The organism is Pseudacidobacterium ailaaui, assembly GCF_000688455.1.
Lineage (GTDB): Bacteria > Acidobacteriota > Terriglobia > Terriglobales > Acidobacteriaceae > Pseudacidobacterium > Pseudacidobacterium ailaaui.
Genome location: NZ_JIAL01000001.1, coordinates 1286763 through 1313759 on the forward strand (window position 1 = coordinate 1286763; position 26997 = coordinate 1313759).

General features: G+C 57.3%; 22 protein-coding genes. 13 read left to right on the forward strand and 9 right to left on the reverse strand.

All coding sequences use genetic code 11. From position 1 onward, the window contains the following. Positions 1 to 266 precede the first annotated feature (266 nt). On the forward strand, positions 267 to 1220 hold the full coding sequence (locus tag N655_RS0105660) for a M23 family metallopeptidase (protein WP_026442205.1): 954 nt from the start codon (positions 267 to 269) through the stop codon (positions 1218 to 1220). 120 nt (positions 1221 to 1340) lie between these two features. Here the strand turns inward: N655_RS0105660 and N655_RS0105665 are convergent, their stop codons facing one another. Continuing rightward, positions 1341 to 2663: a PQQ-dependent sugar dehydrogenase gene (locus tag N655_RS0105665; protein ID WP_026442206.1), complete on the reverse strand. Its 1323-nt coding sequence runs from the start codon at positions 2661 to 2663 to the stop codon at positions 1341 to 1343. 68 nt (positions 2664 to 2731) lie between these two features. Then, on the reverse strand, positions 2732 to 3715 hold the full coding sequence (locus N655_RS0105670; protein ID WP_044934051.1) for a hypothetical protein: 984 nt from the start codon (positions 3713 to 3715) through the stop codon (positions 2732 to 2734). Positions 3716 to 3831: 116 nt separating this feature from the next. On the opposite strand from N655_RS0105670, the gene N655_RS19725 reads away from it, so the two are divergent. Further along, positions 3832 to 4674 (forward strand): transporter family protein, encoded by an 843-nt coding sequence (locus tag N655_RS19725; RefSeq protein ID WP_049961276.1) that lies wholly within the window; start codon positions 3832 to 3834, stop codon positions 4672 to 4674. A 31-nt stretch (positions 4675 to 4705) separates the two neighbouring features. Further along, positions 4706 to 5254, forward strand: a complete 549-nt coding sequence (locus N655_RS0105680; protein WP_026442208.1) for a DUF1572 domain-containing protein — start codon at positions 4706 to 4708, stop codon at positions 5252 to 5254. 130 nt (positions 5255 to 5384) lie between these two features. Here the strand turns inward: N655_RS0105680 and N655_RS17525 are convergent, their stop codons facing one another. From N655_RS17525 to N655_RS0105700, 4 genes are all read right to left on the reverse strand, one after another. Then, the gene (locus N655_RS17525) at positions 5385 to 6947 is read right to left on the reverse strand and encodes a S53 family peptidase (RefSeq protein WP_044934053.1); all 1563 of its coding nucleotides are present in this window, start codon (positions 6945 to 6947) and stop codon (positions 5385 to 5387) included. Positions 6948 to 7020: 73 nt separating this feature from the next. After that, positions 7021 to 7290: a DUF3175 domain-containing protein gene (locus N655_RS0105690; RefSeq protein WP_026442209.1), complete on the reverse strand. Its 270-nt coding sequence runs from the start codon at positions 7288 to 7290 to the stop codon at positions 7021 to 7023. A gap of 34 nt (positions 7291 to 7324) precedes the next feature. Next, positions 7325 to 7666 carry a cupin domain-containing protein gene (locus tag N655_RS0105695; protein ID WP_026442210.1) on the reverse strand — a complete coding sequence of 114 codons (342 nt, stop codon included), beginning with the start codon at positions 7664 to 7666 and terminating at the stop codon, positions 7325 to 7327. Beyond that, entirely contained in the window at positions 7663 to 9282 is a 1620-nt protein-coding gene (locus tag N655_RS0105700; protein WP_026442211.1) for an acyl-CoA carboxylase subunit beta, read from the reverse strand. Before N655_RS0105700 ends, N655_RS0105695 begins: the two co-directional genes overlap by 4 nt. 78 nt (positions 9283 to 9360) lie before the next feature. On the opposite strand from N655_RS0105700, the gene N655_RS0105705 reads away from it, so the two are divergent. From N655_RS0105705 to N655_RS17530, 5 genes are all read left to right on the forward strand, one after another. Continuing rightward, a complete protein-coding gene (locus N655_RS0105705) occupies positions 9361 to 9690 on the forward strand; it encodes an ArsR/SmtB family transcription factor (protein ID WP_026442212.1) in 330 nt (109 codons plus the stop codon). Continuing rightward, positions 9687 to 11396: a SulP family inorganic anion transporter gene (locus tag N655_RS0105710; protein WP_026442213.1), complete on the forward strand. Its 1710-nt coding sequence runs from the start codon at positions 9687 to 9689 to the stop codon at positions 11394 to 11396. Before N655_RS0105705 ends, N655_RS0105710 begins: the two co-directional genes overlap by 4 nt. A gap of 268 nt (positions 11397 to 11664) precedes the next feature. Continuing rightward, entirely contained in the window at positions 11665 to 12852 is a 1188-nt protein-coding gene (locus N655_RS0105715) for an IS256 family transposase (RefSeq protein WP_026441353.1), read from the forward strand. 177 nt (positions 12853 to 13029) lie between these two features. Continuing rightward, the gene (locus N655_RS0105720) at positions 13030 to 13449 is read left to right on the forward strand and encodes a DUF6884 domain-containing protein (protein ID WP_044934056.1); all 420 of its coding nucleotides are present in this window, start codon (positions 13030 to 13032) and stop codon (positions 13447 to 13449) included. Continuing rightward, positions 13446 to 14078 carry a GIY-YIG domain-containing protein gene (locus N655_RS17530; protein WP_044934058.1) on the forward strand — a complete coding sequence of 211 codons (633 nt, stop codon included), beginning with the start codon at positions 13446 to 13448 and terminating at the stop codon, positions 14076 to 14078. Before N655_RS0105720 ends, N655_RS17530 begins: the two co-directional genes overlap by 4 nt. A gap of 388 nt (positions 14079 to 14466) precedes the next feature. Here the strand turns inward: N655_RS17530 and N655_RS17535 are convergent, their stop codons facing one another. Continuing rightward, the gene (locus N655_RS17535; protein ID WP_202900319.1) at positions 14467 to 16362 is read right to left on the reverse strand and encodes a DUF885 family protein; all 1896 of its coding nucleotides are present in this window, start codon (positions 16360 to 16362) and stop codon (positions 14467 to 14469) included. A gap of 77 nt (positions 16363 to 16439) precedes the next feature. Between N655_RS17535 and N655_RS0105735 the strand changes: the two genes are divergently transcribed. After that, positions 16440 to 17561, forward strand: a complete 1122-nt coding sequence (locus N655_RS0105735) for an SGNH/GDSL hydrolase family protein (RefSeq protein WP_044934059.1) — start codon at positions 16440 to 16442, stop codon at positions 17559 to 17561. Here the strand turns inward: N655_RS0105735 and N655_RS0105740 are convergent, their stop codons facing one another. Next, positions 17562 to 18011 (reverse strand): MaoC family dehydratase, encoded by a 450-nt coding sequence (locus N655_RS0105740; RefSeq protein WP_026442216.1) that lies wholly within the window; start codon positions 18009 to 18011, stop codon positions 17562 to 17564. 82 nt (positions 18012 to 18093) lie between these two features. On the opposite strand from N655_RS0105740, the gene N655_RS0105745 reads away from it, so the two are divergent. Genes N655_RS0105745 through N655_RS0105760 form a run of 4 tightly spaced genes read left to right on the forward strand, consistent with a single transcriptional unit; the run spans position 18094 to position 23301 of the window. Continuing rightward, positions 18094 to 19251: an ABC transporter substrate-binding protein gene (locus tag N655_RS0105745; RefSeq protein WP_026442217.1), complete on the forward strand. Its 1158-nt coding sequence runs from the start codon at positions 18094 to 18096 to the stop codon at positions 19249 to 19251. Next, positions 19248 to 20414, forward strand: coding sequence for a CaiB/BaiF CoA transferase family protein (locus tag N655_RS0105750; protein WP_026442218.1), 1167 nt, complete (start codon positions 19248 to 19250; stop codon positions 20412 to 20414). Before N655_RS0105745 ends, N655_RS0105750 begins: the two co-directional genes overlap by 4 nt. Positions 20415 to 20436: 22 nt before the next feature. Then, positions 20437 to 21219 carry an IclR family transcriptional regulator gene (locus N655_RS0105755; protein ID WP_026442219.1) on the forward strand — a complete coding sequence of 261 codons (783 nt, stop codon included), beginning with the start codon at positions 20437 to 20439 and terminating at the stop codon, positions 21217 to 21219. 9 nt (positions 21220 to 21228) lie between these two features. After that, positions 21229 to 23301 carry a beta-galactosidase gene (locus N655_RS0105760; RefSeq protein WP_026442220.1) on the forward strand — a complete coding sequence of 691 codons (2073 nt, stop codon included), beginning with the start codon at positions 21229 to 21231 and terminating at the stop codon, positions 23299 to 23301. On the opposite strand, the gene N655_RS0105765 is transcribed toward N655_RS0105760, so the two are convergent. Then, positions 23298 to 26819, reverse strand: coding sequence for a TonB-dependent receptor (locus N655_RS0105765; RefSeq protein WP_162173503.1), 3522 nt, complete (start codon positions 26817 to 26819; stop codon positions 23298 to 23300). The genes N655_RS0105760 and N655_RS0105765 overlap by 4 nt on opposite strands. Between the last annotated feature and the right edge of the window lie 178 nt (positions 26820 to 26997).

The window sequence follows — 26997 nt, forward strand, 5'->3', positions numbered from 1 at the left end:
CTTTGCCCTGTCGGTAACACAAAAGCTGATTACCTGGAAGCCGGATCGTAACTTCCTCTCATCTCGGAATTTTTAAACTTTGGTTGACCCCTCGCCGTCCATGCTGTTAGGGTTTTGAAAGAACATCCGGGAAGCCATTGAGAGCAATCAGGAAATGTGTGTGCTTTTTTCCGCATGTTTCCCACAAGCTTTTGGCGCATGAGCTTACGCAGATTCTTGACTGAGTCGGTAAGGCCCCGGAACATTTTCCCGAATGAGCAACGGCTTTGCGTAAACGCTACTACATTATTTTTGTTGCGCGCGAAGAAGACGGCAGGCTGCGGAAGGTCCCTGTTCCGCTGCACTACGCCTATGTCTTTGTGGCGGCAGCGATTGTGGGGGCATTTACGATTACAGGCATGGCCGGCTCCTACACGCGGATGCTGCTCAAGACGGCGACTTTCAACCAGGTGCGTTCCCAGCGCGAGGCCCTTCAGAAAGACTACGCACAGCTGGAACAGGTGGCACATGAAAAGGAAGTCCAGGCCGCCTCGCTGGGGTCCTTGGCAAGTGAAATCAGCGCGCTGTATGGGTTGCGGCAGAACAAACTGACCAAGTCAGAAGCTTCCGCCAGCTCGCCGCTGACGGACACCTCAGACAATTTCAGCGAACAGGCCTACACGCAGTCGCTTGACCAGCTTTATGCGCTGCGCCGCACGGCACTTTCCGGCCAGGTCTATCAGGCCAGCCTGAATATGCGCCGTCCCTTTGGACTGGACGATGCTCTGACACTGGCCAATGCTCCCTCTCTGTGGCCTGTCGTCGGTCCCGTTACCAGCTCCTTTGGCGAGCGGCAGGACCCCTTCAACGGTGAGGGCGCCTTCCATGCCGGAATTGACATCTCCTCCAGTTTTGGAACGCCTGTGCGCGCCACCGCGGACGGGACCGTGGAAATGGCCGACCGCGCCTCCGGGTACGGGCGTGAAATCGTGATTGATCACGGATATGGGGTCAAAACAGTCTACGGACATCTCTCCGGCTTTGCGGTCACCGAAGGCCAGGAGGTGACCCGCGGACAAGTCATCGGCTACGTGGGAACGAGCGGCCGTAGCACCGGACCTCATCTCCACTACGAGGTACGCATCCGCAACACTCCAGTGAATCCACATAAATATCTGCGGGAGACCATGCAGCAGCTTGCCAGCACGGGGACCCAGACTTCGGCCGGCGGGATGCAGTAGTCCTACAAACATTCATTGCAGAAAGGAAGGGGCCACTCTGAGTGGCCCCTTCGCTTTCGCGCTGCTTCTTCCCCTGAAGCGCGCAGTGTTCTTGATCAGAAGAACACTGCGTTTGCGGAGTTACTTTTTGCTGTAGCTCACGCGCCAGATGGAGCCTGATCCATCGTCGGTGACATAGAGCGATCCATCGTTGCCAACAGCAACCCCCACCGGACGACCCCATACATGCCCATCGGCAGTGGTAAAGCCGGTAAGGAAGTCTTCATATTCACCAGTGGCATGTCCGTCCTTCATGGGCACCCGGATGACTTCGTATCCGGCGCGGTGGGCGCGGTTCCAGGAGCCATGTTCGGCAGCAAAGGCGTCGCCCTTATATTCAGCTGGAAATTGATTTGCTTCGTAAAAGAGCATCTCCAGCGAGGCGAAGTGGGGCTGCAGGAGGACGTCCGGGGTAATGACTTTGTCCTTCAGCTCCGGGTGCTTGCCTTCGTGACGCGGGTCCTGGTGAGGTCCCATATACCACCACGGCCATCCGTAAAAACCGCCTTCCTGGATGTGCGTAATGTAATCAGGGACCAGGTTGTCGCCGAGCATATCGCGCTCGTTGGTTGAGCACCAAAGCTCACCGGTCATGGGATGGATGGCTTCCCCTACGCAATTACGGATTCCGTAAGCGTACACCTTGATAAATTTGCCTTCCGGCGTAAATTCAAGCACATCGGCGCGATGAAATTCTTCCGGGTGGGTATCGGGGTCGTCCACATTGGAGTGCGACCCGACGGAAACGAACATTTTTGTTCCGTCTTTGGAAAAGGCGATGTCGCGGGTCCAGTGTCCGCCGCCGCGCAGGCGTCCGCCGCCGGGGAGATCGGCTAGCTTCTGCGCAGGTCCGCGCGCTTTCAGATCACCGACCTGATAAGGAATACGCACCACCGAATCTGTGTTCCCGATATAAATCCATTTCGGGTTGGGGCCGGCCGGGTAGAAGTTGATACCGAAGGGCATATTCAGGTTGTCGGCAAAGGTCTCCACCTGCTTTGCCTTTCCGTCAGGACCCACCCCGCGGAAGACCATGACTTTGTTCTGATAGCTGAGGGCCACGAACAGGTCGCCATTTGGGGCGGTACGGATGAGCCGGGGCTGGTTGAGCCCGGTGGCATAAAGCTCCACCTTGAACCCTTCCGGCGCCTGTGGCCAGGCATTCGCAGGGCGGGGCACCATGTCGGCGCCGTTGTCTACGCCCTTGGTGGCATAGGGGGCCGGCAGGTCAGCCACCGTCAGTTTGCGGCGGACCCCCGGCTTTTCCTTGCTGTAGTCCGTAAAAGCGGCCTGACCGGTGAGGACTTTTCCGGACGGAGGACCGTCAGCCCGCAGGCTGGAAGCACACAGCAGAAAAGTACCTGCCGCCGTCAAGATAACACTGCGATAAAAAGCTTTACCCATGGTCCTGGTTCTCCAGCGTGGTTTTAAAAGATGCTCCAAAGCAACTATATTGCAGATTGAAACGTTTTTCATCTCTGAGGCGGCTGGAGCGTCTCCGGATTCAACATTTTTTCAAGGAGCGCATTCGGCAGCGTCGCGCGCAGCACAGCATGGTCTTTATGGTGCTCAATTTTGATGCTGTCCAGCAGCGGTTTCCAGTCGGCAGCGTCCGGGCCGGAAGCTGCGGGCTGGGCCGCGCGGAAGAGATTGACCAATGTCTGTACAGAGTCAGCAGATGCGGCAGCGGCCTCCTCAGATGGCGCAATCTCTTCAATGCGAAGGTGCAGCGCACCGGCCCAGCGGAGCGAAGCGATGAATGTGGAATCAAATGTTACCGGCAGGCGTACTCCGAGGATGTGGATGTCACCGCTGTCGCCAAAGGGCAGGCCAATCTGGCCAATCCCCCAGGCCAGCGAGAGCAGCGGCACATCTTGATAATGGTCACCCAGAAGGGTGGACCCGGAAAAAGGCAAAGCTGCCGAACGGTAGCGGTCCAGGATAGAGTGGATCTGCTCGGCCGTAGGAGTATTGCTGACCGCCACCATGTCATACCCCAGCAGCACGACCCGGACAGTGCGTCCCTCATTGGGAATGCTGTAAATCGTGTGGCCGGCATAAGTTTCCTCTGATGCCGCTTCGCTTTCCAGGAATTTTGTCAGCCTGCGGCCATCAAAATGTCCGGTAAAGACCTCGGAAAAGGCAACTGGGCCATTTGGACCAGCCGGGTTGGCCATACGGTGGAGGGCAAAGGCGGCCTCATCCAGGTCGCGCTCAAACTGGATGCCGGTTGCGTCAATGAATTTCTGATACTCAGGATCGTGCTGTACGGGACGACGGTCAAAATGGGTGGCTGCGCGCAAAGGACGCAGATTGATGTAAACAATTCCGTCGGACTCGGGCAGCAGGCGGGCGGCCTCTGGCGGCGCCTTTTTGCGCAGATACACGGCAAAAGCCAGCAATACCAGAATGACGGCGACGACCACCAGCGTGATCTTCGTTCGCCTGTGTCTCATCGCGGAGAGTAACCTCGCTTTGCATCCATCATCTCATCCACAGGACGAAAACTCTATCCAAAGCAAGCCATCCATTCATTTGGTAATATCGGTCCCTGCGGTACTCTGAATCCGCAATGGCACGCTGCGCTCCATACACGCTTCTGCTGTTCCTGATGTTGCTTGCTGCGGGAAGAGTACAGGCACAGGCCGGCCCACCCTTCCAGACCGACGATCCGACTCCTGTTGACCTGGGCCATTATGAAGCCTACATCTTCGGCACAGTCGATGGCACCCCGGCGGAGCTGGACCCGACAGGCCCCGCCTTTGAGTTTAACTGGGGGGCGGTCCCCAGAATCCAGCTCCATGCCATTCTGCCCTTCGGGGCCGTGATGCCATCCAACAACCCTATCTATGCCCCGGGCGGAACGGGCGCCAGCGCCTATGGCCTGACCGACATGGAGTTCGGCGTGAAATATGGCTTTGTCCGCCAGACCGCACATCGGCCGCAAATCGGCTCATTTACCATGCTGGAAGTGCCGACAGGAAGCTACTCAAAGGGACTGGGTGTCGGAAAGGTCTGGTACAAACTGCCTCTGTGGGTGGAAAAGGAGTTCGGACCATGGAGCCTGGTCGGGGGCATGGGTTATGGTGTCGTTCCGCAAAAAGACTATCGAAATTATCTGTATGGCGGCTTTCTGGTAAAGCGGGAGTTCAGCAAGAAACTGGAATTGTCCATTGAGTTGTTTTCCCATGCAAGAGAAGGCTTTGCTGCTGCACAGACGCAGGCCTCAGCCATGATAGACGCAGGCGGATACTACCACTTCAAGAATCCCGGCCTGCAATTGCTGTTTGCCTATGGACATTCCATCGCAGGCCAGACAGAGAACTATGGCTATCTGGGCCTTTACAAGACCTGGGGAAAAGACAAAGGCACCGGAACGGACAGCGCGGACCCACCCTCAGAGCATTTTTTCTGAAGCTGCGGCCTGCTTTGCGAATCAGAGAAGCATGGCCCTTGAATTTACGACCTCCTACGTGAAGGACTCGCTGGCGATCTTCCGCCAGTACAAGAAACTGGCCGAGGCGGCAATGGCGCAGCTTAGCGATGAGCAACTTCTGGCCACGATCGACCAGGAAAGCAATTCGGTGGCGATCATCGTAAAACACATGGCCGGCAACATGCGTTCGCGATGGACAGACTTTCTGACAACCGATGGAGAAAAACCGGACCGAGACCGGGACAGTGAGTTTGAGCGACCTCCAGCCACACGCGCTGCGCTGATGGCCCTGTGGGAAGAGGGATGGGACCGTGTTTTCACCGCGCTTGGACCCCTTACCGATGCAGACCTGGGCCGTACCATCACCATCCGCGGAGAGGCGCATTCCGTCATGCAGGCCATCAACCGGCAGGTAGCGCATTCTTCTTACCATGCAGGACAGATTGTTTTTCTTGCCAAGCATCTGAAGTCCACGGACTGGAAATGCCTGAGCGTACCCCGCGGCCAATCGGCCGAGTATCACCAGAGAGTGCTGCGCGGAGAGGCCAGCCAACGGTAAAACACAAGCCTGGCCCATGCGCAGCCGTTGCGATCGATAGCGCCCCGCCGATTTCAGGCCACGCTCATCTCTGAACAGTAGTCGTAAACTTCCATCGGGTCCTTAGATACTCCAGACTTATTTGGAGCGCTCAGGATGATGAAGTTGCGGTATTGGCAGAGGCCGTCAGCGCAGAGAGAATGGCTGTTCCGTTGGGAGAACCCAGTCCGGTGCAGGCGTCCCAGCCCGGGCCAGCCGAATAGCTTCCATTATCGCCCTGCGTAATGTCATGAAAGCCGCCCGGATTCTGATAAAGGGCGGGATTCACAAAACCCACGGTCTGCTTTCCCTGCTGGACGAGCTGCTGGTTGATGAGGGCAATCAGTCCAGCCCAGAGTGGGGCCACAGCACTGGTGCCTCCTACGATTTCCTGCTGGCCGTCCACAACAATGTTGTAGCCGGTCTCCGGCGAGGCATTTCCGGCAACATCGGGGACCCCTCGCCCAGAACTGCCGGAAGGCAATGCGCTGCCCTGCCATGAAGGCACAGAATATGTCGTGCTGAAGCCGCCTCCGGTGGCGCCTCCGCCGGAATCCTGGTCGTTCCAGACCACCTCTTCTGAGATTTGAGTGCCATTGGCGATGAGCTCGGTCCCGCCGCAGGCAAGCACGTGCGGACTGGATGCAGGGAAGTCCACGGTATTTGTGCTGGTGCCGTCGCTGGACCCGCTGTCACCGGATGCGACGGTAATGGTGACCCCAAGGGCGGCCGCAGATTGACAGGCGTTGTCGAGTGCAGTCATCGAAGACTGCGACCAGCTTGACTCCGGTCCACCCCAACTGATGGAAAGCGTAGAGGGCCTGTTTGCTGTATCGTGGACGGCCGTGGTGATGGCATCCACAAACCCCTGGTCGCTGTTCGGCGCAAAGTAAACAGCGATCTTCGCTCCGGGCGCCACAGCGCCGGCCACCTGAATGTCCAGTTCCACCTCGCCGTCGGCGCCGCTGGGATCGCCGGGTGAATTGGCAGCACCATCCACTGAAACGGCGGTGATCGAAGGTACGCTCAGTCCGATCCCCTGAAAATACGTCTGCAGGTCACTGTCTGTGTATCCGCCGCCTAGTTCGAGGATGCCGATGGTCTGGCCTGTACCGTCGAGACCCGCAGGAAAACTATAGAGCTGCGCCACCTGCGGGACAGTGAGTGGTTGTGGATTGGGCTGTGCAGCTGGATCAAGCACGCGAAAGTGCGGCTGGGCCACCGGGCGCGCGTCCAGACCAAGCACGGCTTCAATGACTTCGGACAGGTCCTCAGGAACCGTGATCGCCCCCTGAAAGCAGTGAAAGCGCCTTTTGTGCTGATGGCCTTCATAGTCATGCAGCGTAACGCCAAAGGCCTTTTCCAGACTGGAGGCGGTACCACGCAACACAATGGTCCTGCGCGGAAGGCTGGAGGCCGCCTCATCCACTGCAAGATTGTGGTCGCTGGCGAAGGCGCGGACCCGCTCAAAATCGGCCGGGTCTGCTGCGTATTGCGCATTAAATTCTTCATGCGAAAGACGGCGGCCTTGGAGCTCCGCGAGATGCAGCGGGTTTTTGCGGCGCACGATGACAGAAACCCGGATGATTTGTTCAGGAGACGTGGGGCCGAGCGGGGTTGCGGCCGCAGGCGCCCGGCGGTGGCTGCTCTTTAACTCGATGCGGGATGAAGCCATGAATTTACCTCACGGAAGACCAGAACAATGCGGACAGGGGAAGATGATATCACTGCATGGGTGAAACGAGCGTTTACGCGGCGCTCCTCTTGTGGCGTATGCGCTCGGACAGCAAATTCTTCGCCTCTTCCAGACGGGCCCGGTCAGCCGCACTCAGGTTCTTTCCGGCGCGGTTGATGTAAAACGTGAGCATCCTCATGCCTGAGCCGGGGCCTTTGGGAGATACCTTCTTGGACGCAAGTGTGCGGGCAATGGTCTCAGGATCTTTTGTGAAAAGCCCTTGAGGAGGATGTGTGGAATCGGTGGTGACTTTCGCGGACCATTTCTTTTTTGCAGCAGCCATCCTCAATACTCCTTAAAAGAACTGGGATGCAGACTTAGGAGATTCGGTCGCCATGACTGGGAGGCTGTGAGATGACAAGAAAGCGGACCGCCGCAGAAGAGCGGTTTTTGGCCTGGTGCGGCACTCCGGGTGCAATTTGAAGCCCATGCCGTGCTGGAACCGTAACTACATCGTCGTCGAACTGCATGGTCAGCTCGCCTTCGAGCACGTAGAAGAATTGGCGCGAACGCGCATGTCGGTGGCGTTGCTCCTGCGCGCCGGGAGGCATACACTCTTCAATCACGCTGAGATTTTCGGTCCGCACCAGATGCCAGCCATCGCAGACTTCTCCCCAGATGTAATGCTCTGTGTTTGCGGTGCTCACGGTCTTGCTCATAGCGGAATGTTCCCGTGCTTCTTCGGCGGGTTCTTGTCGCGCTTGCCGTCGAGCATTTCGAGCGCGGTAATCAGGCGTCGGCGCGTTTCGTGCGGAAGAATGACGGCGTCCACGTATCCGCGCTCGGCTGCGATATATGGATTGGCAAACTGCTCGCGGAACTCACGTATCTTTTCAGCGCGCGCTGCGGCAAGGACCTCTTGTTTGCGCTCTTCGCTCAGCGGACCTTCTTTTGCCTCGGCCTCGGCAACCACCTGCGCAAGCTCGCGTCCATACACAATATTCACCGCACCTTCCGGCCCCATCACGGCGATCTCCGCTGTGGGCCATGCCAGGTTCACATCTGTGCGGATGTGCTTGGAACTCATGACGCAGTATGCGCCGCCATAGGCCTTGCGCGTGATGACGGTGAGCTTAGGCACGGTCGCCTCCGCAAAGGCAAAGAGCAGCTTGGCGCCATGGCGAATGATTCCGCCATACTCCTGCTGTGTGCCGGGAAGAAATCCAGGGACGTCTTCCAGCGTAATGAGTGGGATGTTGAAGGCATCACAGAAGCGCACAAAACGCGCTCCCTTGACGCTGGCGTCAATGTCAAGGACCCCGGCCAGAAATGCAGGCTGGTTGGCCACAATGCCCACAGGACGGCCATTCATACGGGCGAAGCCGACAACAATGTTGCGGGCAAAGTGCTCGTGCACCTCAAAGAAATAGCCGTCGTCTACAATGCGCGCGATGACCTGCTTCATGTCATAAGGCTGGTTTGACTCGGCGGGTACAATCGTATCCAGCTCGCGGTCGGCGCGGTCGATCGGGTCGCTGCATGGGCGACGCGGCGGATCTTCCAGATTGTTCGAGGGGACAAAGCCCAAAAGCTCACGAACCATGGCAAGGCACTCAGCGTCATCGTGCGCCATGAAGTGCGCCACGCCGGAGATCTCATTGTGCGTCATTGCGCCGCCCAGCTTTTCTTTGGTGACTTCCTCATGCGTAACGGTCTTGATCACGTCCGGACCGGTCACAAACATGTATGAAGTCTTGTCCACCATCAGCGTAAAGTCGGTAATGGCCGGGGAGTAGACTGCGCCGCCTGCGCAGGGACCAAGGATGGCTGATATTTGCGGCACGACGCCGCTGGCCAGCGTATTGCGCAGAAAAATATCAGCGTATCCGGCAAGCGAAACCACGCCTTCCTGAATGCGTGCTCCGCCGGAATCATTCAGTCCGATGATGGGAGCGCCGACGCGCATGGCCGTGTCCATGAGCTTGACGATTTTTGCCGCGTTGGCTTCAGAGAGGGAGCCGCCAAAAACGGTGAAGTCCTGCGCGAAGACAAAAACCGTGCGGCCATCGATCTTGCCGTATCCAGTGACAAAGCCATCGCCAGGGACACGCTTCTCGGCCATTCCGAAATCGGTGCAGCGGTGTGTGACCAGCTTGTCAGTTTCCTCAAACGTACCTTCGTCCAGCAGAAGATGGATGCGCTCGCGCGCTGAAAGCTTGCCTTCCCGGTGCTGGCGTTCGCGCCGCGCTTCGCCGCCACCCTCTTCCGCCAGACGGTTCCGGCGTTCCAGTTCTTCCAGCATCTCCGCTCGGAGGCTGTGGTTTGTGGTTTCCATGCACTGCGGATTATAGAGGAGACCGCGAAGGAATGTGCACGGTATATAAGAAATATCGAATATGCTAATATTATTGAAATGCCAGATACATTGCGTCGCTTTAAGGCCGAATTTTTCCAGGCGCTGGCCCATCCCACGCGCATTGCCATTCTTGAGCAGCTACGCGATGGTGAGCTTTCTGCCGGGGCGATCATTGAAAAACTGGGCATGGAGCAGGCGAATGTTTCGCAGCACCTTGCTGTCTTGCGCTCAAAACAGATTGTCGTAAACCGGAAGACGGGCAATCAGGTTTTCTATTCGGTGCGCGACCCTCTGATTATCGAGGTCCTTGACCTCATGCGGAAATATTTTCATGCCCATCTGAGCGAAGCGCTCACCATGCTGGAAGAGATGGAGGCCCATCGGTGAAATGGAAACACGAGTGGCTGCCGCACTCAATTCTCTGTCTTCGTGATTACTCTGTTTCGCAATTCCTACAGGACCTGGTGGCCGGAATCACAGTGGGCCTGGTGGCCCTGCCTTTGGCGATGGCTTTCGGCATTGCATCCGGCGTCACACCGCAAGCCGGCATGTATACCGCAGTTGTTGCCGGGTTCCTGATTTCAGCCCTGGGTGGCTCGCGCGTGCAGATTGGCGGGCCAACAGGAGCATTTGTCGTCATCGTCGCCGGGATCGTTGCGAAATTCGGCGTCTCCGGGCTTTCCCTGGTGACCCTCCTTGCCGGAGCATTGCTCGTCATCATGGGCGTCACCGGACTCGGGACCGCAGTCAAGTTTATTCCCCGTCCTGTGATCATCGGCTTCACCAATGGCATTGCGCTGCTGATTGCATCGACGCAAATCAAGGATTTTCTTGGCCTCAAGACGGGGCCTGTGCCCAGCGATTTTCTGAAGCGTATGCACGTGCTCATCGCGCATCTCAAGACGACCCAGTGGCAGACGGCCGCGGTAGGTTGCATCTCGCTGGCGATCATCATTCTGTGGCCGCGCTGGAACAAACGTGTCCCCGGGTCCATTCTGGCTTTGTTTGCCGCGACGCTTGCTGTGCCGCTGTTGCATCTTCCGGTAGAAACAATCGGCACCCGCTTCGGCGGAATCCCGCAAGGCTTTCCTCCCCTTACACTGCCTCACCTGCGTGCCGAGCAAATTCTTCCGCTACTGCCCTCGGCATTCACGGTCGCGATGCTGGCCGCAGTGGAAAGCCTGCTGTCGGCGGTCGTGGCTGACGGCATGAGCGGCAGCAGGCACAATTCGAATGTTGAGCTGGTGGCGCAAGGCGTGGCCAATCTGGCATCCCCACTCTTTGGCGGAATTCCCGCCACGGGTGCAATTGCGCGGACGGCCACCAACATCCGCTCAGGCGCACGGACGCCCGTTTCCGGAATGATTCACGCACTCACGTTGCTGGCGATTTTGCTGGTAGCTGCACCACTTGCGAAGTTTGTCCCACTGGCGGCCCTGGCAGCGGTGCTTTTTGTAGTTGCGTGGAACATGGGCGAGTGGCGCGAGATCGGCTCCATACTCCGGCTGGCGAAAACAGATGTCGCTGTGTGGCTGGCGACCTTTCTGCTTACGGTCGTTGCGGACCTGACGGTGGCTGTCGGCGTCGGAATGGCATTGGCGGCCCTGCTCTACATCTATCGCATTGCGGAAACGACCACTGTGGCCCCCGTCACGGAAGAATATCTGCGCGATGGGCAGGCCCATGTCCTGCAAGACAAAGAAATCCCGCCGAATGTTGCTATTCTGCGCATTCATGGACCATTTCTCTTTGGCACTACTGAGAAGCTGGCTGAAGCTACAGCAAATCTGAATGCATTCCCGGCGGTTGTGATTCTGCGCCTGCGGAATATGACGGCACTCGATGCGACCGGCCTGCACGCGCTGGAGACCTTTGCCGAGCGTCTGCACAAATCAGGCCGCACGCTGCTGCTCTGTGGTGCGCGCGAACAGCCTGCGGAATTGCTGGCCGCTTCAGAGTTCGTCGAACACATTGGACGAGAGAACATCCTTCCGCACGTGCAGGCAGCACTGGCGCGGGCCAGAGAAATCACCGAAGCCTTCAGCGGAGTCGGCCCCATCATGGCTGCGGAGTTAAGCCGGGTGTCTCTGTAAAAGGGGCGCAAAAAGCAGGTCCTTCGCTTCGGTCAGGATGACAAATATAACGTAAATAACTGAAAATAAACGATGTACTTTATTACAATGCTCATACAACCTATACACAGCCTCTAAGAATAGTGTTACATTATACAGGTTGTACGAAGAATCTACACGGAGACTACACACAACGGTGACGTAACTTCGATTGTGTAAAAGGCAGGAGGGTGTAAGGTGGCTTTGGCCTGACGAGCTAAAGCCGAACTTGAAAAGGAGCCTTACACCCATGGCGAAGATTGTATCGATCACCGAGCATTTTCAGCACTTCTTGACCAACCTGAAGGAGAGCTTCTGGGGCGACCTGGAGCAGAAGACGCAGGTGGCCTGGAAGCGATTTCTGGAAGCGGAATCGGAGCGGTTGCGCGATCAGTATGCAGTTTGGGACAGCTACGAACGGGGAACGCGCAAGCCGGGACAGTACCGTAACGGCTATTACGAGAGGGATTTTGTGACCCGCTTCGGCACCATCCGGCTGCGCGTGGCGCGGGCCCGCGGCAAGAGCTTTCTTCCCCGGGCGATGGAGAAGTTCCAACGCCGGGCGCCGGAGCTGGCCATACTCATCCGGGAGGCGTTTCTGCGCGGCATCTCTACCCGCCAGGTGGGTCGGCTGGTGGCCACTTTGACGGGCGAGACGATCAGTGCCCAGACCGTCTCGCGGCTGACGCGTGATCTGGATCAGGCGGTGCGGGAGTTTCATCGAGCCGCCCTGCAGGACGAATGGGCTTACCTGTTTCTGGATGGCGTGGCGTTGAAGGTGCGCCGGCCGGCGGGACGGCAGCATGTGCAGATGCTGGTGGCCTACGGCGTGCGCCGGGACGGCACCCGGCAACTGCTCGGCTTTCTGCGCACCCAGGGTGAGGGTCAGGCTCACTGGGAGGCGTTGCTTGAGGATCTCTACCGGCGCGGTCTGAAGGGCGACAAGCTGCTGCTGATCGTCACCGACGGCTGCCCCGGATTGGCTGCCGCCATCCAGACCGTCTATCCCCGCGTAGCCCATCAACGCTGCTGGGTGCACAAGATGCGCAATATCCTCGACAAGGTGCGCAAGCGCGACCATGATGCCGTCAAGCTGGATGCCCAGGCCATCTATCTGGCCGATAGCCGCCGTCAGGCCGAGGCTGCCGCGCGCGCCTTCAGCCGCCGCTGGCGCCGGGAATATCCCACCATGGTGCGGCAACTGGAACGCGATCTGCCCGACCTGCTGGTCTTCTACCATTTTCCCAAGCACCTGTGGCGCAAGCTGCGCACCACCAACATCATTGAACGCTGCTTCGTCGAAGTGCGTCGAAGAACCAGGCCCATGGTTTGCTTCGTCAACGTGCAGTCCGTGGACCGAATCATCTACTCCATCTTCCAGAGATTCAATCTGGAATGGAAAAACCGCACCCTCCGCGTATTTACACAAGCAGCTTGACGTCACCACACACAACGGAATCAACATCAGGATCTCTTCAGATGTTGATTCTGATTCGCCGCTGCCCCGCCGGGGCGTTCTTGACGGCAAATCTTCGCGCACGAGCCGCCGCTGACAGCTGTACTTGTGCGCTCTTGGAGTTGCGTATGTTCGATTGAGAATCGATGGAGAGTAATCATGTCAAACACGATTGTTTGTATATCTTGTGTCAAGTCAAAACAAACATTCCCTTGCGCCGCGAAAGATATGTACATAAGCCCCTTGTTTCGCAAGATGCTTTTATACGCGCAACAACTCCGGCCACAAAAGATTTTTATTCTATCGGCTGAATACGGACTTCTTAAGCCGGGCGACGTGATTGCCCCTTACGAAAAGACGCTCAAGACCATGAGCACCTCAGAAAGATCAGCATGGGCGGAGAAGGTTCTCTCAAGGCTTCGCCAGGAAGCAGACCTGCAAGTGGACAAGTTTATCTTCCTTGCAGGTGCGCCATACAGAGAGAACCTTGTGCGCCATATCAGGCACTATGAAGTGCCGATGGAAGGGTTGTCGCTTGGACGCCAACTTCAATGGCTGGCTGAGAGGCTGTGCACATGAGCGTATGCCAATTCCTACATGAGAGATTAAGGGAATTACCTCGTTTTAAGGCTGATTACGATCCTCGGGAAATTCCTGAAAACGGCCTGTACTTTGTCTTTGAGAAAGACGAGGCCGCGCATAACGGCGAACGCATCGTCAGAGTCGGGACGCATACAGGCCAAAACAACTTGCCGAAACGCCTGAAAGAACATCTCTACACGATGAACAAGGACCGCAGTATTTTCAGGAAGCATGTCGGCAGGTGTCTTCTTGCGCGGCTGGGTGACCCGTTTTTGGAATCCTGGGAAATCGACCTGACGACGCGACAAGCGCGTGCGAAGTTTGAGCACTTGGTCGATAGGGAAAGGCTGGATGAAGTCGAGCAGGAAGTCAGCGCCTACATGAACGCCAACTTTTCCTTTGTCGTTTTGCGTGTGGACAACAAGGCCGACAGGCTTGCGGCGGAGTCGGGCATTTTGAGCGTCATTGCCGCCTGCGACGGATGCCGCGCTTCGGATTCGTGGCTCGGACGGTATCACCCAAGCGCTGCAATACGCGAAAGCGGCCTGTGGAACATCCTGGGGCTTAAGGAAACGCCCATTACACAAGCCTTTGCAGAAAGGCTGACTTCCACTGGAGCCTTGTAGAAAACCGGGACGTAGACCTTGGCCACATCGGTTTACGCGATTACGGGTTGCGCCATTGAAGTTTCCGCTAATGGGTAGCGGCCAATACCGAAATGCGCGGCACTCGGATTCGATTCTCGTGCTTGCGCGTTTGGCAACGTCGTAAGACGACTGCATCCGCATCTCTTGAACCTCTTTCGAGACTCGAAATAACCGCGTCAAGGGGGGTCGTCGTCCGACTTCACCTTCACGTAGCACAGGAGGGGGATATCGGTGAGATCAACCAACCGAACCACATCCGAACGCGGTCGTTGCGCATGAGAACACGCCAGTACAGCGAAGTACCACTTGCTTTTTCTTCGTATGAACACCCACCCCAGGTTTTTGAAAGTATGGAACAATCACCGCACTAACTTGCCTTTACCTCGCCGTAAAACTTCCACTGCGTGTGGAAGTCTTTCGTCAGTTTCTGGTGGGTGAGGCTGGCGCGGATCATCTCAACAGGAATGCTGTTTTGTTTAAGCACTGCGTCGTGGAATTGCCGGTTGGTCATTTTCCCTGAACCGACAAGCTCCTTGTGCAGCGCATCAATCTGCATTCCGCCCAACAGATAGGCCGCCTGATAAAGCGGACCGTATCCGCCGCCCAGAGAGCGGCGCACCTCTCCGATGGCGGCCTGCTTTTCAAAGCCCACGCGGTCCACCAGCAGGTCAATGCATTGCTGCGGCGTCCATTTGCCGAGATGGAAATTCAGCGAGAAGATGATGCGGCCGCAGCGGTGCCGCCGCCATGCCAGCGCACCGACCCGCTCCTCCGGTGTGCGGTCAAAGCCGAGGTCCCATAGCAGCATCTCCCAGTACAGCGCCCAGCCTTCAACCAGAAACGGAGTGCCTCCGAAGGCCTGCCGGTAGGCCCGGAAGCGCTGCTCCATAAAGCCCTGAAGCTCGTGCCCAGGCAGCATCTCATGAAACACCGTGGCGTGGGACATGGCGATGTTATTTGCGCGCATGGTGGTGATGCGCTGCTCATAAGACATGGTGTTCGTCGGATAAGAAATTTGCAGTACTTCTCCGCCCAGGAAAAACGGCGAGACCAACTGCTGCTGCGGAGGAATCATCCTCATGCGCCAGGTCTCGCGTGCCAAAGGAGGAATGGTGACCAGATTGTTCTTGTCAAGAAAGTCCAGCGCCTGCAGGATGAACTTATGCGCGAGCTCGGTCTGTTTTCCGGGCTCTACATAAGTGTTCTTTACTTTTTCTAGCGCCTTCTTCCAGTCGTCGCCAAAACCCATCTCGCGCGAGGCCTTGATCATCTCCTTGTCGTTCCAGGCAAACTCTTTTTCCGCAATGGCGATGAGTTCCTCCGGCGTATAGGGAACCATGGCGAAATTCAGCTCGCGTATCAATGCGTCGCGGCCGATGGCGTGGCCGATAATGTCGCTGCTGTCACCTGGATGCGCCGAGGCCATCGATTGCTGATAGGCTTCTTCATCGCCTTCGCCGCTGGATGGAAGATTTTTTGCTTCAGGAGCAGGCCGCAGCCCGACCACTTTTTCTGAGAGAAACCTGCCATAGGCATCGAGCGCGGCATCGGCAGTCTTGTAGGGCTCTTCCGCCCACCAGGTAAACATGGGGTCATAGCCGTCGTAAAACTCAAACCAGTTGCGGAGCACATGGCGTAGGACCTGAAGGTTCTGCACAGCGCGGTTTGCGGCCTCGCGGCGGCGCTGGTAGGCAAGGCCTTTTGTGTCTTCTTTTCCATTGTTCAGGCTGGCTTCCAGATCTTTCTTCTTGTCTTTGCAGGCCTGTTCAATCTGTGCCAAAGTGGCCGCAGACTGCTTGCCGTCGATCGGCTCGATTGCGCGCTGCGCAAAGAAGAGCGCAATGATCGTGTCCGCAAAGGGAGTGTAAGGAGCAGCCTCGGCCTGGAACTGCGCGTCTTCCTCCATATGCGCCCGGACACGATCCAGATAATTGCGAAACAGAATGTAGTCCACACGCCCGTCTTCGCTCAGGCTGTCAAACGGTATGTCGTCCAGCCTGCCTTGCCACTCCTCATAAAATTTGCGCATTCGTTCGCGGGTCTGTTGCGCAAAGGGGATGCTGTAATAGCGCCGCAGCAGCTCCTCGTCCGCAGAGAAGCGTTCGATGTAAGGCCGCATCTCGCTTGAAGATGTATCTATCTCAGGGTTCGAGGCAGGTGTTGGTTTTGGCTCTGTGGACGCGAAGGCAAGCTTCGGTACAGTCATACTGAGCGCGGCTGCAGAAGGCACACTGCGAAGGAGGAAATTGCGACGAGTCGTCATGGCGTCTCCGGAAGAATAATTGTATACAATTTGAGATTCAATGACCCGCAAACTTTACGATATTCTGATTTTCAACCATGAAAGATCTTCTCCGGACTGTCGCGCCCCTTTTTACAGGCTGCCTGGTTCCTCTACTTTCCCTCTCAGCAGCAGCGCAGACACCGCGTCTACAGAAGACAGAGGCGCCGGCCACGCTGGTTCCGCTTGCGATGCACATCGGAGGCAGGGTGCTGGCAGTCAACAATGGGAAGGAGTACGAGTATCAGTGGCCGGGGACGTATTTTGAAACAGCCTTTCGTGGCAGAGAGGTCTACTTCCGCCTGGGAAAGGGCCGTGAAATTCTGCACGTCGTTGTGGACGGACAATCGCCCTTGGTCCTTACAAAACCGGCTCCTGGACTGTACCGGATATCGGGGCTGAAGGACGGCCCGCATCGGGTCCGTGTCCTGGTTGTTACGGAGAGCCAGGATGCGCCAAATTTCTTTGGTGGATTTGGAGCCATTGCCGGCGAAGAAGCACTTCCGCTGAAAAAGTCTTCACGGCAGATTGAGTTTATCGGCGATTCTCATACGGTCGGTTACGGAAATACCTCTCTCCAACGGGAATGCACGAACGAAGAGGTGTGGGCCACGACGGACACCTCACAGGCTTTCGGCGCGCTGATTGCCAGCCATTACAACGCTGATGATCAGATCAACGCGATTTCAGGACGCGGCATCGTCCGCAACTACAATGGCTTTGCAGCAGATACCCTGCCGCAAGCGTATCCCTATGTGCTGCTGGACAAAAAGCAGGAGTACCATGACCCATTGTGGAAACCACACATCATCGTGATTTCTTTAGGGACCAACGATTTTTCCACGCCGCTGAACCCAAGCGAAAAATGGAAGACCCGGGACGAACTTCACTCGGATTTCGAAGCAACCTACCTCCGCTTTCTTAAGCAGCTTCGGGCCAGGGACCCGGATGCTTTCTTCATCCTATGGGCCACGGACATGGCCCATGGCGAGATCGAATCGGAGGTGCAAAAGGTGGTGCAATTGGCCCAGGCGCAGGGCGAGGCCAGAATCGCTTTTTTGCCCGTCGACCATCTTCAGTTCAGTGGCTGCAACTGGCATCCCTCGCTTGCAGATGACAGGACGATCCGAGACAAGGTGGTGCAATTCATCGACGACCATCATCTTTGGCCGAAGGAATAGCTACGCGGGTTTCTTCTTTTCCACCAGCAGCAGGTGGTCACAAACCAGCACGGTCTCTCCCTTCTGGTTGATGACCTCGCAGTGTTCCACCACCATTCCATGATTGGGACGCTTTGCGTCTCCTCGCAGCTCCTGAATACTGACCGTCGCGCGCAATGTATCCCCGATAAACACGGGCCGGACAAAGCGCAGCCTGTCGTATCCATAGGAAATGGCGCGGGGGTTGATCTCTCCGGCAGTCATCCCTACAGCAATGCTGAAGACCAGCGTGCCGTGCGCAATACGCTGCTGAAAAGGTTGCGTCCTGCACCATTCGGCATCCATGTGGTGCGGATAGAAGTCCCCAGTCTGCCCGGCGTGCAGGACAATGTCTGTTTCCGTGATGGTTCGACCGCCGGTCTGACGTACCGCGTGAAGGGTATAGTCCTCAAAATATTTTTCAAAAACCATGGCTCGCCTCTTTCAAGAATCTTATCTTTATGAAAATTATTTTTGCATATAAAATGATAGGCGTTCGCATTCGTTCATACCCATGAGCCAGTCCATCACACTTCGGGGCATCACCTGGAACCACACACGCGGGCACCTGCCCATGGTGGCCACCGCACAGCGCTTTCATGAACTACACCCGGAGGTCTCTCTCATCTGGGAGGTGCGTTCTCTGCAGGCATTTGGGGACGCTCCCCTGAAAGAACTTGCCCGGCGATATGACCTGCTGGTGGTGGACCATCCCTTCATCGGACAGGCAGCCGAGCAGGGGCTGCTGTTGCCGCTCGATGTCTTTCTTCCGGCCGCATTTCTTGCAGACCAGGCGCAGAACTCCGTGGGAGCATCCCATGCCAGCTACCAATATGAGGGGCGGCAATGGGCGCTGGCCATCGACGCAGCCGCTCCGGTAAGTGGCTGGCGGCCGGACCTGTTGGAAAAATCTGGTGCTCGACCTCCCGCCAGCTGGGAGGACCTGCTGGAAATGGCCCGAGCAGGGCTGGTCCTCTTTCCCGCCGTTCCCATTGACAGCCTGATGCACTTCTATATGCTTTGCATCGCTTTAGGGGCAGAGCTGTTCAAGCAGGAGGGCCGTCTGGTGGAAGAAAATATCGGCGGCGAAGCCTTGCATCGGCTTCGGGAGCTTCTGCAACTCTGTGGGCCGGAATGTCTGCATCGTAATCCGATCACCGTCTGGGAAACCCTCGCCGCCAGTCATTCCGTTGCCTTTTGCCCCTTTGCCTATGGATATTCCAACTATGCCCGCACGGGTTATGCTGCGCAGGTCCTTGAATTTGGCGGACTGGTTCAGATGAATGGCGTGCCGCTTCGTTCGGTCCTCGGCGGCGCAGGGCTTGCCGTTTCGGCCCAGAGCACGAACCAGACCGCAGCGCTCCAATATGCACAGTTTGTGGCCAGCGAACGCTGTCAGCAAACGCTTTACTTTGATTCTGGCGGACAGCCGGGGCACCGCGGTGCATGGCTTGACGCAGAGACGAACCGTCGTTCCCACGGCTTCTTTTCAAGGACGCTCCCCGTCCTGGACGCTGCCTGTCTTCGGCCCCGTCATGCATGGTATCCATGCTTTCAGGAAGAGGCCGCAACCGTGGTACACCGATTTCTTGGCTCTGGCGGCAGTGAGATGCAGACCGTGCAGGAGCTGAACCATTTGTACCGGAAAAGCCGTGGAAGCAGGAGAGCATGAGACCTTTAGAAGGACTATTGATCGTCGATTTGAGCCAGTTTTTATCCGGACCTTCCGCCTCGCTGCGCCTCTCAGACCTGGGGGCGCGGGTCATCAAGATTGAACGGCCGCAGGGAGGCGACCTTTGCCGCCAGCTTTATATTTCCAATCTTGCTTTGGACGGTGACAGCACGCTTTTTCACTCCATTAACCGGAACAAGGAAAGCTTCGCCGCTGACCTGAAAAGTGAGGACGATCGAGAAAAACTGCGCTGCCTGCTTCGCCGCGCCGATGTAATGATCCACAATTTCCGTCCGGGTGTGATGGAAAGGCTGGGCTTTGATTATGAGGCGGTCCGCGCTCTGAATCCGCGCATCGTATACGCGGAAATTACTGGCTACGGCAAGGCCGGTCCCTGGCGCAACAAGCCGGGGCAGGACCTGCTGGTACAGGCGCTTTCCGGCCTGACTTGGCTAAGCGGAAATGCGGACCATCCGCCAGTGCCGTTTGGCATCGCCATTGCGGACCTATATGCGGGGGCGCATCTTGCCGAAGGCATCCTGGCCTGTCTGGTACGCCGCGGCATTACTGGTAAGGGAGGCCGGGTCGAGGTCAGTCTGCTTGAATCGATTCTTGACTTCCAATTTGAGGTCCTGACTACGTTTCTGAATGACGGCGGCAAACTGCCGCAGCGCAGCGCCATCAACAACGGCCATGCCTATCTGGGTGCGCCTTACGGCATTTACCAAACCGCAAGTGGCTATCTGGCCCTGGCCATGAACTCTGTTCCACGCCTGGGAGAACTGTTGGAATGCCCGGCCCTGCTTCAGTATTCCGACCCTCAGTCCCACTTTGAGAAACGGGACGAAATCAAACAGGTCCTCGCCGACCATCTGAAAAGTCGTTCCACAGAGTACTGGCTCTCCAAGCTGGAACCGGCAGATATCTGGTGCGCCGACGTACTCGGCTGGCCGCAGCTTGTGCAGCATGAGGCCTTTCAGGTCCTGGACATGGTGCAGGAGGTGTCTCGGGACGGCGGAGTGACCCTGAAGACGACCCGCTGCCCCATCCGAATTGATGGTGAAATCCTCAAAAGCAGTCGAGGCGCACCCCGTCTGGGCGAACAGACCGAGGAAATCACAAAAGAACTTATACTTGCACACGAGAAAAGCCGCGACCGCTAATTCATGAACGGAATGGCCCACGATGCGAAGAAAGATACAAACCAGTTACTCTGTTCCCGCTCTTGACAAAGGACTCGACATTCTGGAGGCGCTGGCCGCCGCGCAGACTCCACAATCACTTACGGAGATTGCCAAGACCCTGAAGCGCAGCCCGAGTGAGCTCTTCAGGATGCTGAACACGCTGGAGAAACGCGCCTATATCAGCCGCGACGTGGTTTCTGACCGCTACCGGCTCACGCTGAAACTTTATGAGCTGGCGCACACGCACTCTCCTGTGGACCAATTGCTCCGCGCCGCCACGCAACCCATGCGCGAGCTGGCGGAAAGCATCCGTGAATCCTGCCATCTGAGTGTGTTGAGCCGGCATATGCTCGTAGTCATCGCGCAGGAGGAAAGCCCTGAGCCGGTGCGGCTGTCCGTGGAGGTTGGCTATCGCGTGCAACCTTTGAATACAGCTTCAGGGCGGGTGCTGGTCGCCTTTCTGGAGCCGCAGGAACAGCAGTATTTCCTTGCCGGCGACGCCACGTATGCCGAAATGACCTCCTCAGAAAAGAAGGCCCTGCAGCGAGAGCTGGAACAGATCCGTGCCAACGGCCATCTGATGACCCTCAGCACACGCCGCACGGGCTATGACATCGCCTGCATTGTGGGGAATGCCCAGATTGGAGTCACAGCTGCCCTCGCTGTACCAGTGATTCCCGGCGGCACCAATGCCGGCAGAGAAAAACAGCTGGTCGCAGCCGTAAAAAAATGCGCACAACAGATTACTGCCTCCCTTGGGATCACTCAGTTTCCTGAAGGCTGACGGCCCGCGATGAAAAAACTGCTTTTCTGCCTTGGTCTTTGGCTGGCATATTCGCCCTTCGCGATACCGCAACAGACGGCGCCCGAAGGCCCTGCCGCCGACACGTCCTCTTTGCTGACAGGTGTGGCATGGTATCCGGAGCAGTGGCCCGAATCGCGATGGGAGACGGACTTGAGCCTGATGGAGGCCGCGCACATTCATCTGGTGCGCATCGGTGAGTTCGCCTGGAGCCGCATCGAACCACAGGAAGGCAGCTATGATCTGGACTGGATGGACCGGGCCATTGCGCTGGCAGCAAAGCACCATATTGTCACGGTGATCGGCACGCCAACCGATGCCCCTCCGGCCTGGATGACCCAGAGATATCCGGACATCCTGCGCGTAAACCTTAATGGCCAGCGCGATGAGCATGGCAACCGGCGCCAGTTTTCCTATACCAGTCCGCGCTATCTGGCCTTTTGCCGTAAAGTGGTCGAGCAACTGGGCCGGAGGTTTGGTCACAACCCGAATGTCATCGGCTGGCAGATTGGAAACGAATTTTCCTTCGACTCCTACGACAGCTACACAAAAAAACTCTTTCAGCAATGGCTGCGGGACAAGTACAAGACCCTCAGCGCACTGAACCAGCACTGGACCACCGCCTACTGGAGCCAGACCTATACTGCCTGGGAGCAGATTCCGCTGGAAGACACCCGGGGAAATCCTGGGCTGCTGCTGGACCACCGCCGGTTTGTAAGCGATGTGTGGCTCCATTTTGAGAACAACCAGATTGATGTGCTGCGTGCACAGATTACCCCTTGGCAATTCATTACGACCAATATTGGCGGCCTGGCCTGGAGCGACCGCTGGGACCACTACACCATCGCCCATCCGCTGGACCTGGCCTCCTGGGATGACTACGTGGGACAGGGCCAGGTGGACCCCTACAAGGACGGCGCCATGCACGACCTGATACGCGGGCTGAAGCAGAAGAACTTCTGGGTGATGGAAGCGCAGCCCGGCTTTGTAAACTGGGCGCCGATCAACAATGCTCTGGACCGCGGCGAAGTCCGCCGCATGGCGTGGGCCGCTGTAGGGCATGGCGCAGACGCCATCTGTTACTGGCAATGGCGCAGCGCCCTGAACGGGCAGGAACAATATCATGGAGCGCTGCTTGGCGCTGATGGAACGCCCAATCCTCTCTATACGGAAATCCAGCAGATTGGCGAAGAATTTCACCGCCTGGGACCGGAACTCTACGGGACCACTCCCCAGTCAGAGGTTGCCATTCTGCATGACTATGACAGCCGCTGGGCAATCGATTTTGAGCCCCATACGGCACGTTATGACCAGTTGCAGGTCCTGCTTGATTTCTACCGCCCTCTTCGCGACCAGGCCCAATCGGTGGACATAGTCCCTCCGGATGCGGACCTGGACCGCTATAAGCTGGTCGTGGCCCCCAGTCTGAATGTCATTCCGGACAAGTTAGGACAGCACTTACTCCGTTATGTTCAGCATGGAGGCCGTCTGGTGCTGGGGCCTCGCTCCGGCATGAAGGACGCATTCAATGCCCTCGATGTCCATCGTCAGCCTGGCCCTCTGGTCGCTCCGCTGGGCGGGCGCGTCGAGCAATATTACGCGCTGGAGGGTCCGGTTCCTGTGTCCGGAACATGGGGCACGGCCACTGCGGACATCTGGGCCGAGGCGCTCAGCACGCGTGATCCACAAACCCGCGTCCTGATGCGTTATGGCAAGAGCAATGGTTGGCTCGATGGCCAGCCTGCAGCCATCACCCGCCAGCTCGGCCAGGGCAGCATCACCTATCTTGGGACCCTGCTCGATGCCTCTGCAATGAATGCAGCCGTCCGCTGGATGCTGCACGGCAGCGGCGTACACCCAGTGTTCGGGCCGCTGCCCCACGGTGTAGAAGTGTGCCGCAGGACCCGACCGGGACATACCATCTTCATCCTCATCAACGAAAACCAGACACCTGTCACTGTTCCGCTTCCACATCCAATGAAAGACCTGCTCCACGCAGGTCCCTCATCGGCAAGAGTGGTTTTGCCTGTTCATGGAGTCGCCGTACTGGAAAGTAATCCCTAGAAGGTGAACCTTCCGGAAAATTCCATGATGCGCTGGTCGCCGGCGCCATTCACCGTCCCGAAAGAACCGCCGTTGGTCCCGCTCCATACCGTGGTCACCACTGTGTTGGGATGGTTGAAGACGTTAAACGCCTCGGCACGGAGCTTAAAATTGACCCGCTCCGTAAGGGGAAAGGTCTTGTCCGCCGCGACGTTGAAGGTAATGTCCTTCGGCCCGCGGATGGTTCCTGGTGAGGAGTCTCCAAACAGGCCATACGCCGGTGGCTGGAAAGCAGCAGGACTCACATAAGGCTTTGGATCAAATGGCTTGCCGCTGCCCGGATGTGTAATCTTTCCCACCAGGTTTGGCCGTGTTGCCAGACCCGTTCCCGCGGTGCCCAGGCTTGGGGTAATGGCAAACCCGCTTTCCAGCACAGCCAAACCCGAGGTCCCCCATCCGGAAAGAAGCTCCCGCGCAAACAGATTGCCGGAGTGACGGAAGAATGGCATCTGGTAGACCCAGGCCGAAGTAAAGACATGCGTGCGGTCAAAGTCCGGCAGACCGTAATCTGCGGCAAGGTTCCGCGGATTCTGCGGACTGGCCGCTTCGTCATAGCCTACCCCCGCGCCGTTCGCGCCCGGATTGCCGGGAATGACATTTGTCAGCGATTTGCTCCAGGTATATGCCAGATTCAGTTGCAGGTCGGTCAGGCGGTAGACCAGGCCCGTTTGCAGCGAGTTATAGTTTCCTGAACCTCCGCTGAATGAGCCGGACATGCTGGAATAGCCCGCGTAAGGACGGTAATACAGACTGGAAACCACACCGGTGTTCAGGCATGGATCAAACGAGTAATGCGTCACCGGCGGCCCGGCGTAAGTACCATACGCTCCGTTGGCAGGATTGGAAGCGCTGGCCGCGCAGCTTGGCGTGGTGGATGTGGACCCATTGACCGGGAAGTTGTAATCATACCCGCCCAGAGTGATGTGCCGGGTCACGCTTCCCGCATAAGCCACGCTGGCCACAGCATGAGGGGCCACTTCTCTTTCCACCGTAAGACTATAAGTGGAGGTCGCGACTGCGCGGGTCTGTAAACCAATCACGGAAAGTGAAGGAATCGGCGGTGCTCCAACCACCCCAATGGTTGGCTTGCTCAGCAGACTGTTATTGATGGTTGTGCTTTGCACATAAGGAGGGTTTGAGATGAGGTTGGCAATCTGTTCGTAAGCAACAGGGGTATAACCCAGACCATAACCGCCAAAGACAGAAGTTTTACCGTCATCGGTCAACTGATAGGCAAAACCGATGCGCGGACCCCAGTAGTTCTTGCTGCTGATAAAACCATACGGGGTCCCGCTCTGCCCGGAGAAAACCAGACCATTGGTGGGGTTGGCCACCGCGCCAGAGGCCGTCAGAGGCTGGTTGTTGGCATTCAGCGTTTCGTGGCCAGTGGTGCTGATGACCGGCGCCTCGGCCGGATTGAACGTCGCCGGGTTGAAATTTGTTACCTGAGCGCCGCTCATCGTCGTGGGCGCCAGGAAGGTCCACCGCAAACCCAGATTCAGGGTCAGGCGGGGCAATGCCTTCCAGTCGTCCTGAAAATAGGCCTCGGCCCAGCGGTTATGAAAGACGCCGCTGCGCTGCACGCTCGACTGCGTATAGCTGGTGTTCAGTCCCAGCAAATAATCTGCCGCGGGGTCGCCAGTGTGGATCCCCGTAAAACTGAAGTTCCCCATCGGGAAAGCATTGGCATTGGCCCGCCGAATGCCGAAAATGTAGAGCGCTCCGAATTGAAGCACATGATTGTTCTTCACCCAGCTCATGTCATCAGAGGCGATGCCCTCGCCCGTATGGTTGTAGTTGGGCTGCGCACCCACACCCAGCCACGCCCAGATGCCGGAAAGCGAAATGTCCGGAATCCGTCCCAAGGGGTCGGCGCCTGAAAACCGCTGCGCAATGCTGGCTCCGGCAGGCAGTGTGTAATCGGAGACCCCGAGCAGCCATTTGCTGTAGGTCTCGGCAATCTGCGCCGTATTGATGACGTTGGCAGAGACGTTGGTCTGCACCCGCAGCATGGCATTGAGACCACGACTGTAAACCTTTGATGTGGGTATGGGCGCAGGATCGTTATAGTTGCGCGGACGCAGGTCCAGCACCTCTTCCGACATCCAACGCCCGGTTACGATGTTCCTTTTCCCAATCCCCTGGTCGATTCTGTATGTTTGATCATTCTGCGTGTCGCTGTCCGTTCCGGTGTTGGTGTAGTTCACCGCAGCAAGATTGGCAGGGTTGGTTGCGTTTGGCAACGGCCAGTAGGCCTTCATCAGAGCCACCGCCGTCGGGTCCATGCAGGAGGCGGCAATCTGGTCCGGCCTGCCATCCGGTCCGTTGGTGATGCAGGTTGCCGGATTCAGCCCCTGGCTGGTCAGAAGGGCCTGACTGTTGGCATCAAGAACCAGCCCTTTCGCCGGCATCGTCGGACTCTGGCTGAAGTCTCCGTTGCGCATCGCCTGATAGAACATCGAGCGCGTGTGCGTACCATCGTAATGATGATTGACCCTCCACTCGCCCGCAGCAAAGAAATAGCTGTTCTTTGAGCGGTCGCTGTTATACACACCCGGAATCATGAGAGGACCTCCGAGTGCATAGCCGAAAATGTTGTAATGCAACGGCGTGTTTCCTGTGGTGGAGATAAACGGACGCGCCGTCGCAAACTGATTGTTGCGCAGATATTCGTATCCAGTCCCGTGAAAGGTATTGCCGCCGCTCTTGGTCTCTACCAGGATCTGTCCCGAGCCCGCCATGCCATAGCGTGCGCTGTAACTGCTCTTTAAAATACGGAATTCAGCAATGGCGTCCAGCTCCGGCACCACATTCACATTGAGCAGTCCGCTGGGGTCTGCATCGTAAACACCATCAATGGTGTAAGCAGACTTCTCCACCGATGATCCCCCCACAATCACCGCCGTCTGGCCCAGATATCCGCCGAACCCGTATTGCGGCAGACTGCCGCCGCCTGTAACAGCACTCACGCCGGGGACAATCTGCGCCAGGGTCTGGAAGTTCCGGCCATTGAGCATCAGGTTTGAGACCTCCTTGGCGCTGATGGTTCCTCCGCTCTCTGACGATTCCGTCTGCACCTGCACGGTATTGGCCTCTACCGTAATCTGCGTATTCACATCCCCTACCGCGAGCGACACGTCGACTCCCCGACGCTGGCCCGGGTCCAGATGAATGTTCTGGACCACACCCTGTTTGAAGCCTGGCCTGGAAACTGTCACCGTGTAATCTCCCCCGGGCAGAGCATCGGCCACATACACGCCCCTGTCTGAGGTCGTCAGCGTGCGGGTGAGCCTGGTGGCTTGATTGACCACCTGAACAGAGGCGCCGGGAACCATGGCTCCAGAAGAGTCTGTGACTGTGCCCTGGATCGCACCCAGGCTGGTGACCTGTGCTACCGCCGCTGTACAGATCACCAGCACAGGCAGCAAAGAGAGGTAATGAAGTTTGCGGCCGGCCTGATACTTCAAGATTTTATTCATAAAATAATTTTTCATATTGTCCCCGCATCAATTCCCTTCCTTATTTGCCCTGTCCCACTCTATCTTTCACAAAGATGGCCGTCACTTCTCAGTGACAGAGCTGAGCAATTCTGAAAAGAAATCTGGCATTCTGAGGAATTTTGGAGCACGATGAATTTCGTTCTCCAACCCGGCAAAA